This window comes from Phycicoccus sp., from assembly GCF_035325325.1.
GTDB lineage: Bacteria > Actinomycetota > Actinomycetes > Actinomycetales > Dermatophilaceae > Phycicoccus.
Genome location: NZ_DAOLAC010000004.1, coordinates 99,956 through 116,177, shown reverse-complemented (window position 1 = coordinate 116,177; position 16,222 = coordinate 99,956). Strand labels below are relative to the sequence as shown.

Genomic DNA, 16,222 nt, shown 5'->3' with positions numbered 1-16,222 from the left:
GAGCGGCTCGGACGGGTCGTCGACCTCCGGTGAGGGCGGTGTCCTCGGCGGGAACCAGGTCGGTCTGCCGATCGACGTGCCGGTGACGGCCGGTGGGAACGCGGTGAGCGGGGTCGGTGACTCGACCTCGAGCGGTGCGACCACGACCGGTGGTGCGAGCGGGTCGAGCGGCTCGGACGGGTCGTCGACCTCCGGTGAGGGCGGTGTCCTCGGCGGGAACGAGGTCGGTCTGCCGATCGACGTGCCGGTGACCATCGGCGGCAACGCGGTGTCGGTCGCCGGCGACTCGACGACCGACGGCTCGACGACCGGCACGCCGGGCACTCCGGGAGACCCCGGCACCCCGGGCACGCCCGGGACCCCCGGTACGCCGGAGGCTCCGGTCGGCTCGGTGGGCACGGTCGTCAGCGACGCCGTCCCGGCGGAGGGGTCGGGACGGCTCGCGCAGACCGGGTTCGAGGGGCAGCTGCTGCTGCCGTTCGCCGCGGCCCTCCTCCTCGCGGGTGCGGCGCTGGTCCTCGTGACCCGGCGGCGCCCGATGGCGGCGACGGCCACGGCGTGACCCAGGGCGACCGGGCCGGGCGCACTCCTGCGGCGCCCGGCCCGGTCCCTCGACGGCCCCGGCACGCCGGGACGACGAGGTCGTCCGCCACGGGAGTACCGCTCAGGCGAAGCGCGCGGCGGCGTCGAGGGCCTGCCGGACGTAGGAGCCGCCGAAGAGCACGGCGTGGACGAGGAGCGGGTGCACCTGGTGGAGCAGCACGCGGTCGCGCCACCCGTCGGCGAGCGGACTCTCCTCCTGGTACGCGGCGACGAGCCGGTCCAGGCAGGGGGCGCCGAAGAGGGCGAGCATCGCGAGGTCGGCCTCGCGGTGCCCGCCGTGGGCCGCGGGGTCGATGAGGACGGCGCCGGTGCGGGTCCAGACGACGTTGCCGGACCACAGGTCGCCGTGCAGCCTGGCCGGTGGCTCGGCGGTGTCGTGGGCGCCCCCGGAGAGGGTCGCGGCGAGGCGTTCGAGGACGGCCACCGCCGCGCTGTCGAACGTTCCGCGGTCCCGGCCGAGCCGGGCCAGTGGCAGCACCCGGGCCTCGCCGTAGAACGCGCCCCACGCGTCCCAGGCGCCGAGGCGCAGCGGCAGCGGCTCGCTGAGCGGCCCGAGCCATCCGTCGCCGGTCCACCCCTGCGGCGCACTGCCGTACGCCGGTGCGCCGGCTGCGTGCGTGCGCGCCAGGCCGCGGCCCAGGGCCTCGGCCTCGGCCGGCCCGGCCGGCGCGGACTCCAGCAGCGGTAGCTCGAGGTGGGTGGGGCCGACGTCGAGGACGTCGACCACCCCGGCGCCGCCGGCGGACCCGAGCCAGCGCAGTCCGGCCGCCTCCCAGGCGAAGTAGCCGTCGGGCGCGGCGTCGGAGGTCTTGCGGTACCGGCGCGGCATGCGGCCCATGGTGGCACCCCGATGGCCCCGGGGTCCGGCGCCACCGCACTACATTGGGACCGGCACCCCGCATGACCTCGAAGGACCCCTGATGACGGACACGCTGACTCCTCCGCCCCCGGAGGACGAGTTCACCGACCCGACCGCGCTGCTCGAACGCCTGACCACCGAGATCGGCGGCGTGCTCGAGTCGATGGAGGAACTGTCGGACTACCTCGAGCGGGTCGTCCACGCCGTGCGGCGCCACGTCGAGGGCTGTGACGAGGTGGGCGTCACCATCCTCAGCAACGACCGGCCGCACACCGCCGCGTACACGACCGTCCAGACCCTCGAGATCGACGCCGCCCAGTACGCGCTCGACGAGGGTCCGTGCCTCGACGCCGCCCGCGACCGGCGCGAGCAGCACGTCCCCGACCTGTGCCGCGACGACGGCCGGTGGCCCCGGTTCGCCGAGGTCTCCCGCCAGGACGGGATGCGCAGCCTCTACGCCGTCCCGCTGGTCAGCGGCGACGAGTGCGTCGGCGCGCTCAACCTCTACGCGTGGGAGACCGAGGCCTTCGACGCGCTCGACGCCGCCGTCGTCCGGGTCGCCGCGAGCCGGTGCGCCGATGCCGTCGTCGCCGTCACGGCGCTCGACGGGATGCGCCGCCTCGCCGGCCAGCTCGAGCAGGCGATGGCCAGCCGGGCCGTCATCGAGCAGGCCAAGGGCGTCATCATGGCCATGCGCGGGGTGCCCGAGCACGACGCGTTCGAGATCCTCCGCCGCACCTCGCAGGACCGCAACGTCAAGGTGCGGGTCCTGGCCCAGCAGGTGGTCACGGGGGTCGTCGGCGGCACCACCGGGCTGGCCGGGCCGGACGCCTGATCCCGGTGTCCTAGAGTCGGTCCATGGCGCGACCCCACGCCGCGGCCCTCCTCGAGGACGCCTACACCTCCCGCAAGGCGAGGTTCCTCCAGGCGCGCGGCTGGGTGACGCGCATCGTCCCCTCCACCGGGTACGGCAGCTCGACCCAGCTGCGGGTGTTCGGCCGGGTCATCCACACCCGTGGGCGCCCGGAGGGCGAGCCGACCGAGCAGACGTACGCCGCGCGGCTGCGGGCCGTCGAGGACGAGACCCGTGGCTGGCGGGCGTTCGTCGCGACGCCGGCGATGGAGGAGCCGGTGACGATCCGGGTCAACGGGCGGCTCGTGACCACCCGGACCGACCGCGGGGGCTTCGTCGACCTCGTGATCCGCGGCCACGGGATGTCCCCCGGCTGGCACGTGGTCTACCTGTCCTCCCCGCGCGCGGAGACCATCGACGTGCCGGTCCTCGTCGTCGGTGCCCAGGTGACCCACGGGATCATCTCCGACATCGACGACACGGTGCTCTCGACGTCGCTGCCCCGGCCGATGATCGCCGCGTGGAACACCTTCCTGCGCTCGGAGGGGGCCCGCCGGCCGGTCGCGGGGATGGCCACGATGTACCGCGAGCTGTTGGCCGCGCACCCCGAGGCACCGGTCGTGTACCTCTCGACCGGTGCCTGGAACACGGCCCCGCAGCTGACCCGCTTCCTCCGACGCAGCGGGTACCCGTCCGGTCCGATGCTGCTCACCGACTGGGGCCCGACGAACACCGGCTGGTTCCGCTCCGGGCAGGAGCACAAGCGCGCCCAGCTGCACCGGCTGGCCCGCGAGCTGCCGAACGTGCGGTGGCTCCTCGTCGGCGACGACGGCCAGCACGACCCGCGGTTGTACACGGACTTCGCCGCCGCCCGCCCGGACCGCGTGCGCGGCATCGCCATCCGGGAGCTGACCGCCGGCCAGCAGGTGCTGTCGCACGTCATCCCGGTGGCCACCGACGACATCGCCCCGGCCCCGACCGAGCGGCTCGAGGTGCCGGTGGTGCGCGGTCCCGACGGGTACGAGCTGCTGCGACGGGTGCGTGCGCTGTGGGACGAGGGCGTGCCCCGTCGCACGCTGCGTGAGCACGCGTCGAGCGTCGTCACCGACCCCGACGACCCACCGGAGTACCTCCTCGAGGGGCCGGACGAGCGCTGAGGGGGCGGTCGGTGTCGGCCACGTGGCCGAAGGCGGATGCCGGGGGTGGCGGGTCACGACTGCGCCGGGCCTGGGCTGGGGATGGCGGCCGCGTGGCTGGGGCTGGGCCTGGCGGCCGCGTGGCCGGGGGCTGGGCCTGGCGGCCGCGTGGCCGACGCAGTCGGGGAGGGTGGTCAGGCCGTGCCGGCGACGGCTGGGATGGTGCTCTCCCCCGAACTCCTGGCGCGCGGCAAGCGATCCCTTGCGGGTGGCAAGGGATCGCTTGCCACGTGCAAGGAACACCGTGCGGCGGGCAAGGGATCGCGTGCGTCGGGCACGGAGATGGGGGCAGCACACCGTCCCGGCCCGGGGACCATCCGAGGCCGACGACGAGGCGGGCCGCCGAGTCCCTCGCGGATGACCCGCACCCGCGCCGCCCGGCTCGCTCACCGCCTCCCGCCCGGCTCGCTCACCGCCACCCGCGCCGCCCGGCTCGCTCACCGCCTCCCGCCCGACGGAGGCGTTCGGTAGCGTCTCGAGCATGCCCGAGCTGCCCGAGGTGCAGGCGCTGGCGGACTTCCTCCGTCAGCGCACCGACGGGCTCGTCGTCACCGGCGTCGAGCTCGGCTCCTTCCACGTCCTCAAGACCTTCACACCGCCCCCGGACGCGCTCGTCGGCGCCCCCGTCGACGACGTCTCGCGACACGGCAAGTTCCTCGACCTCGACTGCGGCGGCATCCACCTCGTCTTCCACCTGGCGCGGGCCGGGTGGCTGCGCTGGTCCGACGCGATGCCCTCGACCGTGCTGCGGCCGGGCAAGTCGCCGATCGCGCTGCGCGTGCGCTTCGACGACGCGTCGGGCTTCGACCTCACCGAGGCCGGCACCCAGAAGCGGCTGGCGGCGTACGTCGTCAACCGGGTCGCCGATGTGCCGGGCATCGCCTCCCTCGGCCCGGACCCGCTGGCCGACGACTTCACCGAGGAGGTGTTCGCGGGCATCCTCGCCGCGCACCGGATGCAGGTGAAGGGGCTGCTGCGCGACCAGTCGATCATCGCCGGGGTCGGCAACGCGTACTCCGACGAGGTGCTGCACGTGGCGAAGCTGTCGCCGTTCGCCCTCGCCGCGACGCTCGACCCCGACCAGGTGACGCGGCTGTACACGGCGCTGCGCGAGACGCTGGCCCAGGCCGTCGCGACTGCGTCGGGCAAGCCGGCCAAGGAGCTGAAGGACGCCAAGCGCGCCGGGATGCGCGTCCACGGCCGCACCGGCGAGGTCTGCCCCGAGTGCGGCGACGTCGTGCGCGAGGTGTCGTTCGCCGACTCCTCGCTCCAGTACTGCGCGACCTGCCAGACCGGCGGCAAGCCGCTCGCCGACCGGCGCACGAGCAAGTTCCTCAAGTAGACCCCGAGGTCAGCAGTCGCGGTCGGTGCCCCCTGGTCGGGGTCGAGGAGGGAGCGCCGCAGCTCGCCGACGAGCCCCGGGAGGGTGAGCAGGCGGGGACGTCGGTGAAGGGGCGGGGCGGGTGCTCGGCGGTCGCTGGTCGGTGCCCGGTGCCCGGTGCTCGGCCGTCAGTGGCTCCAGGTCTCGCGACATGCGGATGACAGCGACCGTTCGTCCGCATGTCGCGAGACCTGGAGCTTCCCCGAAGGGCCGGGACCCGGTGGTCACCGCAACCGCGTTCGCACGCGAGGCCGGGTCCGGGGCCGGGGTTTGTCATGCTGGCCCGATGGACGACTTCGCCAGGTTCCCCGACGTCCCGGTCTCGGCCCTGCCCGACGACGCCACCGTCCTCGACATCCGCGAGCAGGACGAGTGGGACCGCGGGCACGCGCCGAACGCCGTGCACATCCCGATGGCCGAGCTGCCCCAGCGCCTCGACGAGCTCGCGCCGTTCCTCGACCGCGACGACCCCCTCGTCGTCACCTGCCGCTCGGGCGGACGCGTCCAGCGAGTGCTGCCGTGGCTCGCGCAGAACGGCTACGAGGTGGCCAACCTCGAGGGCGGGATGCGCGCCTGGCACGCCGCGGGCCGGCCGATGAAGGCGACGCACGGCGAACCCCAGGTTCCGTGACCCGGGGCCTCTGACCAGGGCCGTCGCGTCGAGGTGACCCGGCCAGCCCGCGGAGGTGCGCCGGCCCCCTTCCTCTCCTCAGGTCCCGCGACATGCGGAGGATCGCGCGCGTCCGTCCGCATGTCGCGAGACCTGGTCGGCGACCTCGACCGACGACCTGACCGGGCGGCTCCGATCCGGACCGTCGCATCCGGACCGTCGCATCCGGGCCGTCGCATCCGGGCCGTCGCATCCGGGCCGTCACAGCGCCGTTGTCGATGCGTCTGTATGGCCGCGTCTAAGGCCGCTCCTAGACACCGGCAGAGTGCCCTCGACCCGCCCGTCCCGACTTCTTGCGAATCACCCACGGCCGGGGCCCCGTCCGGGGCTCGTGGAGGTGGGAGATCCGCAATGAGTCGGGCACAGCGGGGGCGCGGCATCCGGGACGGCGACACGCTCGGCCTCTCTCAGGATGTATCGGACGGACGCTAGAGAAGCGCATACCCTCCGATCGTGGACCCGATCCGGAACCCGTACGCCCCCGGCGCCGGCCAGCGACCCCCCGAGCTCGCCGGGCGCGACGAGCAGCTCGACGCGTTCGACGTCGTCCTCGAGCGGGTGGCCCGCGGCCGGCCGGAGCGGTCGGTCGTGCTCACCGGGCTGCGCGGCGTCGGCAAGACCGTCCTCCTCAACGCCCTGCGCTCCGCCGCGGTCCGGGCCGGATGGGGGACGGGCAAGCTCGAGGCGCGCCCGGACCAGTCGCTCCGCCGGCCGCTGTCGAGTGCCCTGCACCAGGCGGTGCGCGAGCTCGGGCCGGCCGGCGGCGCAGGCGACCACGCGCTCGGCGTCATCCGCTCCTTCGCCCAGCGCGAGCCGGTCGGGGCCTCTGGGCGCGGCCGGTCCGCCCCGAGGCTGCGCGACCGGTGGAACCCGGGCATCACCGCGCCGGCCGTCGCCGGCCGCGCGGACTCCGGCGACATCGAGATCGACCTCGTCGAGCTGCTCGCCGACCTCGGGGGGATGGCCGCGGACACCGGTCGCGGCATCGCGGTGTTCATCGACGAGATGCAGGACCTCGAGCCCGACGACGTCTCCGCCCTGTGTGCCGCGGCCCACGAGATCAGCCAGACCGGGCTGCCTCTCATCGTCGTCGGAGCCGGTCTGCCGCACCTCCCGGCGGTGCTCTCCGCGTCGAAGTCATACTCGGAGAGGCTCTTCCGCTACTCGCGCATCGACCGGCTCGACCGTGCGGCCGCCGATGCCGCTCTCGTCCGGCCGGCCGCCGAGGAGGGGGCCACGTTCGAGCCCGACGCCCTGACCGCCATGTACGCGGCCACCGGCGGCTACCCGTACTTCATCCAGGCGTACGGAAAGGCCGTGTGGGACAGAGCCCCCGGATCGCCGATCACCGCCGTCGACGTGGAGGTGGCATCCCCGGAGGCCGAGGCCGAGCTGGCCGTCGGCTTCTTCGGCTCCCGGTACGAGCGGGCGACGCCCGGCGAACGCGAGTACCTCCGGGCCATGGCCGAGGTGGCGGCCGCGGCCGGGGGCACCGACGACGCCGACGCCGTGCCGACCGCCGAGGTGGCCGCCCACCTGGGTCGCAAACCGCAGTCGCTGTCGCCGGCCCGCGACGCCCTGCTCAAGAAGGGCCTCATCTACTCGGGGGAGCGTGGGCTCATCGCCTTCACCGTGCCGCACTTCGGGCGCTACCTGCGCGAGAACGCTTGAGCGCCAGCGGAGTGTCGGCGGGAGCGATCCCGGACCTCGCCCGGCCACCGGGAGCGTCACCGAGCCGGACGCCAGTCGTCGGGCGGGTCCTCGCCGACCCGCCCGTCGACCGCCTCGCGGAGCAGGTCGGCGTGGCCGGTGTGCCGGCCGTACTCCTCGAGCAGGTCGAGGAGCAGGCGCCGGATGCTCGCGTGCCGGCCGTCGGGCATCGAGACGTGTGCCTCCCCGTCGAGACCGCGCTCGTCGAGGGCCTCCCGCACGAGGGCGCGGTGGCGCTCGACCGCCCCGTCGTACAGCGCGTAGAGCTTCGCGGGCTCGTCGGACGCCGCAGAGGTGAACTCCCACGAGTCGTCGTCAGCCCACCCGTTGTCGTCCCACACGGCGGGCATCGGCGTGCCGGAGAGCTTCTCCGTCGAGTGGAAGTCCTCCACGACGGCGAGGTGCTTGAGGAGGCCGCCGAGGGTCAGCCGGGACGACGGGATGCCTGCGGCGAGGCCCTCCGCATCGAGGCCGTCGACCTTCCACCGGAAGGTGGCGCGCTGGCGGTCGAGGGCACCGAGCAGCTGCTCCTCCTCCGTCCCGGCGAGCGGGGGCTCCCACGGCGGGGGGACGGGCGCGGTGCTGCTCACGGCAGGCGCTCGAGCATCGCGAGGGAGCGCTCGACGACGAGCCGCGTCGCCTCCGCGTCGTACGAGGGGAGCGAGCGGTCGACGAACAGGTGGACGTTGCCCGGGTAGACGAACAGCTCTGCGCCGGTCCGCCCGTCGACGAACTCGCGGGCGGCGTCGAGGTCGCCCTCCTTCCCGAAGAACGGGTCGTCGGCCATCCCGTGCACCTGCACCGGGAGGCCCGCGGGCCACGAGCCGAAGTTCGACGGGTCGGCGAAGGCCTCGTAGAGGAGGGCGCCGGCGACCCCCGGGCGGTTCTGGGCGAGCTGCTGCGCGGCCATCACCCCGAGTGAGATGCCGGCGACGACGAGGCCGTCCGGGAGTCCGTCGGCCGCCGCGACACCGCGCCCACGCATGACGTCCCAGCCGACCGAGCCGACGTACTCGGCGCCCTCGTCGATCGACCCGAAGGTCCGCCCCTCGAAGAGGTCCGGGGTGTGCACGGTGTGGCCCACCGCCCGGAAGGAGTCGGCGAGTGTGACGACGCCCTCGGTCAGGCCCTGGATGTGGTGGAGGAGCAGGATCTCGGTCATGGACCGACCGTAGGGGCGGTTGCGGACGGAACGCGTCCGGGACGAGGATCGACCCCGTGCGACCCGACACCAGCCCCGCGGCGCGGGCCCTCATCACGATGGAGGCCATCCAGGACCAGCCCGGCATCACCGCGGAGCGGCTGGCCGAGCGGCTGGGGGTGTCCGCGAGGGCGATCCGCCGCTACGTCGGCATCCTCCGGGACGCCGAGATCCCCGTCGAGTCCACCCGGGGGCCGGCCGGCGGGTACCGGCTCGGCCGCGGCACCCGCCTCCCTCCGCTCGTGTTCAGCTCGGCCGAGGCGCTCGGGCTGGTGATGGCGGTGCTCGACGGCCACCACCCCGCGGCCGACCCCGACGACCCCGTCGGCGCCGCGGTGGCCAAGCTGCTCCGGGCGATGCCACAGCACGTCGCGGACCAGGCCGACGTCGTGCGGCGCAGCACGGCCGCCGCCCCCGACCGAGGCGCCGCCCGTCCCGACCCCGCGACGACCGTCGACCTCGTCCGGGCCCGCAGCGAGAACCGGTGCGTCGCCGTGCTGTACCGCTCCGAGAACGGCCGCGAGTTCACGACCGAGGTCGAGCCGTGGGCCGTCGTCGTGCGGCACGGCCGCTGGTACCTCCTGTGCCGGTCGGTGCGCTCGGGCACGGTCCGCACCTACCGCGTCGACCGGATCCACCGGGTCGAGCCGTTGGACCGCACCTTCCGGCTGCCCGACGACCTCGACCCCGTCGGCTCGCTCGAGGAGCACCTCGCCGCCGGGTGGGAGCACCCGACCGAGGTCCTCATCGAGGCACCGCTCGCCGAGGTGGCCTGGCTGCCCCGCACCATGGGCCGGCTGGAGGCCGCCGACGAGGGGCGCACCCGCCTCGTCGGGACGACGAGCAACCCGCGCGGGTATGCCGAGGACCTTGCGCGGATCCTGGTGCCCTTCACCGTGGTCGGGGGCCCCGACCTCCGCACCGCGGTGGCGGCCCTCGCGGCCCACCTGGCCGCCGCGACCCGCAGACCGTCGGCGGACGACATCCCGGGGCGCGGCGCCGGCGACGTCGGGGGTGTCCGGAGTGCGGGCGGTGCGACGGCGGGGCGCACCATGCAATAACGTCGAGTGATACCTGAGCACTCGAGGAGTTATCGATGTCCCTCCACCTCGGCGACACCGCCCCGGACTTCACCGCCGACACCACCGCCGGCCCCATCTCGTTCCACGACTGGAAGGCCGGCGCCTGGGCCGTCCTCTTCAGCCACCCGGCGGACTTCACCCCGGTGTGCACGACCGAGCTCGGCCGGACCGCCGCCCTGGCCGGCGAGTTCGCCGCCCGCAACGCGAAGCCGATCGCGGTCTCCGTCGACTCCCTCGAGGACCACCGCCGGTGGGTGCCCGACATCGCGGACGTCGCGGGGGTCGAGGTCGACTTCCCGATCGTCGCCGACCAGGACCGCGCGGTCGCCCGGGCCTACGACATGATCCACCCCGGCGAGGGCGACACCTCGACCGTCCGCTCGGTCTTCATCGTCGATCCGAGCGACAAGGTCCGGTTGACCATCACCTACCCGAAGTCGGTGGGGCGCAACTTCACCGAGATCCTGCGGGCTCTCGACGCGCTCCAGCAGACCGATGCCGCTCCGGTCTCGACGCCCGCCGAGTGGACCCCCGGCGACCGCGTCATCGTCGCGCCCACCCTCTCCACCGAGGATGCCCGCGAGCGGTTCGAGAACGTCGACGAGGTCCGTCCCTACCTGCGCTTCGCCGACGCCCCCGCCTGACCCCCGCGCGGCGCCAGGCGGTGCAGCGTCACGTCGTGGATGCCGCCCGCCTCGAGCCGGAGCGTCATCCAGGTGAAGTCCGGCTCGCGCCGGCGGTCGGTCGGTGAGCCGGGGTTGAGCAGCCGCAGGCCGTCGTGCGCGGTATCCCAGGGGATGTGGCTGTGCCCGAACACGAGCAGGTCGACGTCCGGGTACTCCGTGCGCATCCGCTCCTCGCGACGCTGCTTCGCCCCCGTCTCGTGCACGACGGCGACCCGCACCCCCTCGACGGTCGCGCGGGCGACCTCCGGCAGCCGGGCCCGCAGCTCGGGACCGTCGTTGTTGCCCCAGCAGGCCAGCAGCCGGGCGCTGCGGGCCTCGAGCGCGTCGAGCGTCGCGACGTCGACCCAGTCGCCGGCGTGCACGACGAGGTCGGCCTCGTCCACGGCCGCCCAGAGGGGCGCCGGCAGGTCCTTCGCGCGCTTCGGGAGATGGGTGTCGCTGACGAGCAGGACGCGGGTGCTCATCGGTCCACCGTAGACGCGGCCGCGGCACCCGAGGAGCCACGTCGCGGCGCCGGGCCGAGCGCCAGCTCCGGTCCACCCCACCGTCGCCGCAGCCAACGGTCGTGCGACGCGATGACCACCGTCGCCGGGGAGGCGTCGACCGCGTCCTCCAGCTCGTCGACGAGCGTGAGCGACAGGTGGTTGGTCGGCTCGTCGAGGAGGATGACGTCCGGGCGCGTGAGCACGACGAGGGCCAGCGCCAGCCGCCGCTGCTGGCCCAGGCTGAGGTCGCCCACCGGTCGGGCCACGTCGCGGGGGTGGACCAGCCCGAGCGGCAGGAGGAGGCTCCGCGCCTCCGCCTCCGGCACGCCCTGCCTCTCCGCGACGAGCTGCTGGGGCGTGCGCCGGGGCTCCGCGACGGTGGTGTCCTGCGCCAGCAGGGCCACCCGGCCACCGACCTCGACACCGCGGTGCCGGCCGGCGTCGGCGAGGGCCGCGAGCAGCGTCGACTTGCCGCAGCCGTTGGGACCGGTGACGAGGAGGTGCTCGCCGGAGGCGACGTCGAGGCGGCCGAGCCGCAGCCGCCCCGGCACGTCGAGGTCCCGGACCCGGATGCCCGAGGCTGCGGTCGAGGTCCCGGCCGGGCCGAGGTCGACGTCGAGCCGCAGCCGGGCGGGCGGCCGTGGCACGGGGTCGCGGACGATGCGCTCGAGCCGGCGCTCGGCGTCCCGGGCCCGGCGGCGCGCGGCGGTCTGCACGCGGGACCCCTTGAACGCGTGGACGAACTTGTCGTTGTCGGTCGGACCACGCCCGTGCGCCACTGCGCCCTCACGGGTGACGGCGCGCTCACGGAGGTCGGCGACGAGCTCGCGTTCCTCGAGCCACTGCTCCTCCCACCGGCGCCGGGCCGCGGCCTTCGCCGCGCGGTAGTCGGCGAAGGAGCCGGTCCACGACGCCCCGCCCACGCCGTCGGTGCCGCGGTGGCGGGGGTCGAGGTCGATGACACCGGTGCAGACCCGCTCGAGGAGGACCCGGTCGTGGCTGGCCACGAGGACGGCACCGGGCATCGCCACGAGCTCGGCCTCGAGGAACTCGAGCGCGGCGTCGTCGAGGTGGTTGGTCGGCTCGTCGAGGAGCAGCGCGTCCGGTCGGCGGACGAGGAGGGCCGCGAGCGCCAGCCGGGTGCGCTCGCCGCCGCTCATCGCCCCGACCGGTCGCGCAGCGGGGATGCGCTCCAGCCCGAGGGCGTGGGCCGCCACCTCGGCGCGACGCGCCGCGTCCCACGCGTCGCGGGCCACCGCCCGGGACAGGGTGTCGTCGTACGCCGCGGAGGTGGCCGCGTCACCGGGGCGGGCGGCGAGCTCGCCGGCGAGGTGTTCGACCTCGGCGGTGAGGCGATGCAGCGGTGCCAGGGCATCCCTGAGCACGTCCCCGACGGTGGCGGACGGATCGAGGCCGGAGTCCTGCGGGAGGTACCCGATGTCGGCCGGCGCGCTCACCGACCCCGACGTCGGGGCGAGCATCCCTGCGGCACAGGCCAGCAGCGTGGACTTCCCGGAGCCGTTCTCGCCGACGAGCCCGATCCGGTGGCCGGGGGACACGGTGAGCGAGACGCCGTCGAGGACGGGCGCGCCGTCGAAGGAGACGACGAGGTCGCGGACGAGCAGGGGCGAGGGTGCTGACACGGAGGCTCCACGCGGGGTGCGGTGCGGGTGCTCGCCGGGCGGGGCCTCGGGCGCGAGCGGGGCGTGGGGTCAGCTCTCCATGGTCCGCCAACGCTACCTCGGCACCCCGCGGTCACCGCAACCGCATTGCGCCGGCGCGCCTGCCCGGACGCCACCGACCCCGCGTCCGGGTCCGCGGGCGCGCTCCAGGTCGCGCGACATGCGGAAGGGTCGCTCCGGTCATCCGCATGTCGCGAGACCCGGAGGGAGGGGAGGGCCCAGCGGCCGGGGTCGCGACGACTGCTCCCGGACGGCGCCCTCGAGCATCCCGGCGATGACGTCACCCATCGAGGTGCATGCCGGACGGCGCGCTGCTCGAGCCGCCGCCGCTGGTCGACCCCGGGGTGCAGGCGGCGAGCGCGAGGGCGCCGAGCCCTCCGGCGGCGAGCAGGCGGGTGGTGGGGCGACCGGTCAGGCAGGGGCTCCTCGGTCAAGGGCGGCGTCGCGCGGGTAGCCCTCGACGTCGACGTGGCGGGCGATGGTGGCGGTGGCGCGGCGCCCCGCCCCGACGGGGACGTCCGTGACGAGGTCGTCGAGGAACGCGTAGCGGCGGCGGACGGAGCGGTGGTAGCTGTCGGCGTCGGCACCGTCGCGCAGGTGGTGCCACCAGTCCGCGATGTCGCCCCAGCCCGGTGCGGCGAGTGACCCGCCGAACTGCTGGACAGCGAGGGCGGAGCAGAGCGAGGCGAACGAGATGCGCTGCACGAGAGGCCATCCGGCGAGGGTGCCGAGGACGACGGCGGCGCCGAAGACGTCACCGGCCCCGGTGGGGTCGAGGGCGTCGACCCGCAGCGCCGGCACGACCGCCTCCTCGCCGGTGCGCGAGTCGATGGCCAGGGCACCGTCCTCGCCGTTGGTGACGACGGCGAGCGGGACGAGGTCGGCGAGCGCGTAGAGCGCCTCGTTCGGGGTGCGGGTGCGGGTGTAGGCCATCGCCTCGGTCGCGTTGGGGAGGAACGCGTCACAGACGGCCAGCTGGTCGAGGACGTCGCGGGGCCAGGTGCCGCTGGGGTCCCAGCCGACGTCGGCGAAGACGAGCGCCCCGGTGGCCCGGGCCTTCTCGACCCACGTCGGGTCCTCGTCGCCGACGAGGCGGCGGTCGGGGGCGAGCTCGGCCATCACGGCCCGGCTGCGCGGCGGCTCCCCGATGAGCTCGGTGGCCCCGAGGGGTGGCGGGTGGCCGTGGCTGACCATGCCGCGGTCGCGGGCGACGGCCATCGACACCGTCACGGGCGAGTGCCACCCCTCGAAGCGGCGGGAGCGGCTGAGGTCGACCCCCTCCTCGTCGGCCAGGGTCTCCCAGCAGAAGTCGCCGTAGGCGTCGTCCCCGAAGGCGGCGGCGAGCGAGGTGCGCAGGCCGAGCCGGCGCGCGGCAACGGCGAGGTTGGCGATGCCGCCGGGGCACGAGCCCATGCCGCTGGCCCACACCTCCTGGCCACCGTCGGGGAGGGCCTCGAGGCCGGTCATGATGATGTCGAGGAAGACCGTGCCCCAGACGAAGACGTCGACCGGCGGGCTCTCGTCGCGGCGCAGCGCAGCGAGCGGGTCGAAGGCCGGGGAGGGCACGGCGCGGGCTCCTTGGACGTCAACGGGTGAGTCGCCAGCATGCACCCGATCGCCGGGTTCGACAACCACGAATCGCGCAGGATTGTTCATCCGCGATCAGGACGTGACGATTCCTGCTCGCTATGGTGGGCGCATGCGAGCGGCCCGGCAGCGTTCCATCGTGGGGCGGCTCCGCGTGCACGGCACCGCGTCCACCGAGGAGCTCGCCGACCTGTGCGGCGTGAGCATCGCGACCGTCCGGCGGGACCTCATCGAGCTCGAGCGGCTCGGCCAGCTGCGGCGGGTGCACGGGGGCGCCGTGACCACCGCGGTCGCCGACGCCGACGCCGTGCGGGGCTTCGCCGAGGTCGCGGCCACCGACGCCGCGGAGAAGACCGCCGTCGTCCGCCGGGCGGCCGCCATGGTGCGCGACGGAGACTGCGTCGTCCTCGACATCGGCACGACGACGATGCTCCTCGCCCGCGAGCTGAGGGGGCGGCACGTCACCGTCGTCACCGCGAGCCTCGCCGTCCTCGACGTCCTGCGCGGCGACGAGGCGGTCGAGCTGATCCTCCTCGGCGGGGTCGTCCGCCGCACCTACCACTCCCTCGTCGGGTCGCTCACCGAGGACGCGCTGCGCCAGGTGCACGGTGCCCTCGTCTTCCTCGGCGCCAGCGGGGTGCGGGCCGACGGCACCGTCCTCGACACGACCGCGGTCGAGGTGCCGGTCAAGCGAGCGCTCCTCCGCGCAGGGGACACCTCGGTCCTCCTCGTCGACCGGCACAAGATGCCCGGGACGGGGTCGCTGCGGGTCTGCGGCGCGGGCGCCGTCGACGTGCTCGTGACCAACGACGGCGCCGACCGCGCGACGCTCGCGGCCTGCCGCGAGGCCGGCACCGAGGTGGTCCTCGCGTGAGGCTCGCGATGCTCGGCGGCGGTGGCTTCCGCACCCCGCTCGTGTACGGCGCGCTGCTCGGTGACCGGCACGAGCCGCGGGTCGACGAGGTGTGGCTGCACGACATCGACCCGGGCCGGCTCGCGACGATCCGCCGGGTGCTCGACGAGATGGCGGCCGGGCAGCCCGACGCGCCACGGGTCCACGCGACGACCGACCTCGACACCGCGCTCGAGGGCAGCGACTTCGTCTTCTCCGCCGTCCGCGTCGGAGGTCTCGAGGGCCGCACGGCCGACGAGCGGGTCGCCCTCGACCTCGGCCTGCTCGGCCAGGAGACGACGGGTCCGGGCGGGATCTCGTTCGGGCTGCGCACCGTTCCGGTGGCCCGGCACGTCGCCGAGCGGGTCGTCGCCGTCGCACCGGACGCCTGGGTCATCAACTTCACCAACCCGGCCGGGATGATCACCGAGGCCATGCAGGGGGTGCTCGGCGACCGCGTCGTCGGCATCTGCGACAGCCCGATCGGGTTGGCGCGCAGGGCTGCTGCTCGGCTGGGCCTCGCACCCGCCGTGACCACCGTCGACTACGTCGGGCTCAACCACCTCGGCTGGCTGCGCGGCCTGCACCACGACGGTCGCGACGTCCTCCCCGACCTGCTGCGCGACGACGCCGCCCTGGCGTCGATGGAGGAGGGGCAGCTCTTCGGGCTCGACTGGGTGCGCACACTCGGCACCATCCCCAACGAGTACCTCTACTACTACTACTTCACCCGGGACGCCGTCCGCTCCATCCGGGCGGCCGAGCAGACCCGCGGCGAGTACCTGCTCGAGCAACAGCGCGGGTTCTACGCGGCGCTCGACGGAGGCCGACCCGGTGCCCTCGCCGAGTGGGACCGCGTGCGGATGGAGCGCAACGCCACCTACATGCGTGAGGCGCGTGGCGAGGACGAGGAGCGCGACGAGGCCGACGTCCAGGGCGGAGGGTACGAGGGCGTCGCCCTCGCGATCATGGCCGCGATCAGCCGGGGCGAGCCGGCCGAGCTCATCCTCGACGTCCGCAACCGGGGCACGGTGCCGGGGCTGCCGGAGGACGCGGTCGTCGAGGTGCCGTGCGTCGTCGACGCGGCCGGGCCACGGCCGCACCCGCTGCCGCCGCTCACCGGTCATCCGCTCGGGCTGGTCGAGCAGGTCAAGGCGGTCGAACGGCTCGTCATCCGGGCCGCGCTGACCGGGGACGAGGCGATGGCCGTCGAGGCGTTCGCGCTGCACCCGCTCGTCGACTCGGTCACCGTCGCGCGCCGGCTGCTCGCCGGGTACCGCGCCCGCATCCCGGCCGTCGACGCGGTCTTCGACCGGCTGCGCTGACGCCGCCGGA

16 protein-coding genes are annotated in these 16,222 nt (G+C 74.9%); 10 read left to right on the top strand and 6 right to left on the bottom strand.

The window, feature by feature from the left end; translation table 11 throughout:
* A partial coding sequence (locus PKA89_RS04715) for an LPXTG cell wall anchor domain-containing protein (protein WP_324417074.1) occupies nt 1-562 on the top strand: 562 nt, incomplete at its 5' end.
* Between the two features lie 102 nt (nt 563-664).
* Here the strand turns inward: PKA89_RS04715 and PKA89_RS04710 are convergent.
* The gene (locus tag PKA89_RS04710) at nt 665-1,432 is read right to left on the bottom strand and encodes a fructosamine kinase family protein (RefSeq protein ID WP_324417072.1); all 768 of its coding nucleotides are present in this window, start codon (nt 1,430-1,432) and stop codon (nt 665-667) included.
* 91 nt (nt 1,433-1,523) lie between these two features.
* Between PKA89_RS04710 and PKA89_RS04705 the strand changes: the two genes are divergently transcribed.
* From PKA89_RS04705 to PKA89_RS04685, 5 genes are all read left to right on the top strand, one after another.
* Nucleotides 1,524-2,297, top strand: coding sequence for a GAF and ANTAR domain-containing protein (locus PKA89_RS04705; RefSeq protein WP_324417070.1), 774 nt, complete (start codon nt 1,524-1,526; stop codon nt 2,295-2,297).
* A gap of 23 nt (nt 2,298-2,320) precedes the next feature.
* Nucleotides 2,321-3,472 carry a phosphatase domain-containing protein gene (locus PKA89_RS04700; protein ID WP_324417068.1) on the top strand — a complete coding sequence of 384 codons (1,152 nt, stop codon included), beginning with the start codon at nt 2,321-2,323 and terminating at the stop codon, nt 3,470-3,472.
* A gap of 520 nt (nt 3,473-3,992) precedes the next feature.
* Nucleotides 3,993-4,853 carry a DNA-formamidopyrimidine glycosylase family protein gene (locus PKA89_RS04695; protein ID WP_324417066.1) on the top strand — a complete coding sequence of 287 codons (861 nt, stop codon included), beginning with the start codon at nt 3,993-3,995 and terminating at the stop codon, nt 4,851-4,853.
* 325 nt (nt 4,854-5,178) lie between these two features.
* Complete coding sequence (locus PKA89_RS04690) at nt 5,179-5,523, top strand: rhodanese-like domain-containing protein (protein WP_324417064.1); 345 nt, start codon at nt 5,179-5,181, stop codon at nt 5,521-5,523.
* A 492-nt stretch (nt 5,524-6,015) separates the two neighbouring features.
* Nucleotides 6,016-7,233, top strand: coding sequence for an ATP-binding protein (locus tag PKA89_RS04685; protein WP_324417062.1), 1,218 nt, complete (start codon nt 6,016-6,018; stop codon nt 7,231-7,233).
* A 56-nt stretch (nt 7,234-7,289) separates the two neighbouring features.
* Here the strand turns inward: PKA89_RS04685 and PKA89_RS04680 are convergent, their stop codons facing one another.
* Nucleotides 7,290-7,862, bottom strand: coding sequence for a DUF664 domain-containing protein (locus tag PKA89_RS04680; protein WP_324417060.1), 573 nt, complete (start codon nt 7,860-7,862; stop codon nt 7,290-7,292).
* Nucleotides 7,859-8,434, bottom strand: a complete 576-nt coding sequence (locus PKA89_RS04675; RefSeq protein ID WP_324417058.1) for a dienelactone hydrolase family protein — start codon at nt 8,432-8,434, stop codon at nt 7,859-7,861. The genes PKA89_RS04680 and PKA89_RS04675 overlap by 4 nt, the downstream gene beginning before the upstream one ends.
* Nucleotides 8,435-8,490: 56 nt before the next feature.
* On the opposite strand from PKA89_RS04675, the gene PKA89_RS04670 reads away from it, so the two are divergent.
* Together PKA89_RS04670 and PKA89_RS04665 are read left to right on the top strand one after the other, a co-directional pair.
* Complete coding sequence (locus tag PKA89_RS04670; protein ID WP_324417056.1) at nt 8,491-9,534, top strand: WYL domain-containing protein; 1,044 nt, start codon at nt 8,491-8,493, stop codon at nt 9,532-9,534.
* Nucleotides 9,535-9,569: 35 nt separating this feature from the next.
* The gene (locus PKA89_RS04665; RefSeq protein ID WP_324417054.1) at nt 9,570-10,199 is read left to right on the top strand and encodes a peroxiredoxin; all 630 of its coding nucleotides are present in this window, start codon (nt 9,570-9,572) and stop codon (nt 10,197-10,199) included.
* Here the strand turns inward: PKA89_RS04665 and PKA89_RS04660 are convergent.
* The 3 genes from PKA89_RS04660 to PKA89_RS04650 form a co-directional block, all read right to left on the bottom strand.
* Nucleotides 10,169-10,705 carry a metallophosphoesterase gene (locus PKA89_RS04660; RefSeq protein WP_324417052.1) on the bottom strand — a complete coding sequence of 179 codons (537 nt, stop codon included), beginning with the start codon at nt 10,703-10,705 and terminating at the stop codon, nt 10,169-10,171. The genes PKA89_RS04665 and PKA89_RS04660 overlap by 31 nt on opposite strands.
* Nucleotides 10,702-12,369, bottom strand: coding sequence for an ABC-F family ATP-binding cassette domain-containing protein (locus tag PKA89_RS04655; protein WP_324417050.1), 1,668 nt, complete (start codon nt 12,367-12,369; stop codon nt 10,702-10,704). The genes PKA89_RS04660 and PKA89_RS04655 overlap by 4 nt, the downstream gene beginning before the upstream one ends.
* 450 nt (nt 12,370-12,819) lie before the next feature.
* The gene (locus tag PKA89_RS04650; protein WP_324417048.1) at nt 12,820-13,974 is read right to left on the bottom strand and encodes a PfkB family carbohydrate kinase; all 1,155 of its coding nucleotides are present in this window, start codon (nt 13,972-13,974) and stop codon (nt 12,820-12,822) included.
* Between the two features lie 133 nt (nt 13,975-14,107).
* Between PKA89_RS04650 and PKA89_RS04645 the strand changes: the two genes are divergently transcribed.
* Nucleotides 14,108-14,869: a DeoR/GlpR family DNA-binding transcription regulator gene (locus tag PKA89_RS04645; RefSeq protein ID WP_324417046.1), complete on the top strand. Its 762-nt coding sequence runs from the start codon at nt 14,108-14,110 to the stop codon at nt 14,867-14,869.
* Nucleotides 14,866-16,212 (top strand): 6-phospho-beta-glucosidase, encoded by a 1,347-nt coding sequence (locus PKA89_RS04640; RefSeq protein ID WP_324417044.1) that lies wholly within the window; start codon nt 14,866-14,868, stop codon nt 16,210-16,212. Before PKA89_RS04645 ends, PKA89_RS04640 begins: the two co-directional genes overlap by 4 nt.
* Nucleotides 16,213-16,222 lie beyond the last annotated feature (10 nt).

Coding starts and splice junctions, on each gene's coding strand:
- PKA89_RS04695 (WP_324417066.1), top strand. CDS start 3,993: ATGCCCGAGCTGCCCGAGGTGCAGGCGCTGGCGGACTTCCTCCGTCAG.
- PKA89_RS04705 (WP_324417070.1), top strand. CDS start 1,524: ATGACGGACACGCTGACTCCTCCGCCCCCGGAGGACGAGTTCACCGAC.
- PKA89_RS04700 (WP_324417068.1), top strand. CDS start 2,321: ATGGCGCGACCCCACGCCGCGGCCCTCCTCGAGGACGCCTACACCTCC.
- PKA89_RS04675 (WP_324417058.1), bottom strand. CDS start 8,434: ATGACCGAGATCCTGCTCCTCCACCACATCCAGGGCCTGACCGAGGGC.
- PKA89_RS04660 (WP_324417052.1), bottom strand. CDS start 10,705: ATGAGCACCCGCGTCCTGCTCGTCAGCGACACCCATCTCCCGAAGCGC.
- PKA89_RS04665 (WP_324417054.1), top strand. CDS start 9,570: ATGTCCCTCCACCTCGGCGACACCGCCCCGGACTTCACCGCCGACACC.
- PKA89_RS04710 (WP_324417072.1), bottom strand. CDS start 1,432: ATGCCGCGCCGGTACCGCAAGACCTCCGACGCCGCGCCCGACGGCTAC.
- PKA89_RS04645 (WP_324417046.1), top strand. CDS start 14,108: ATGCGAGCGGCCCGGCAGCGTTCCATCGTGGGGCGGCTCCGCGTGCAC.
- PKA89_RS04690 (WP_324417064.1), top strand. CDS start 5,179: ATGGACGACTTCGCCAGGTTCCCCGACGTCCCGGTCTCGGCCCTGCCC.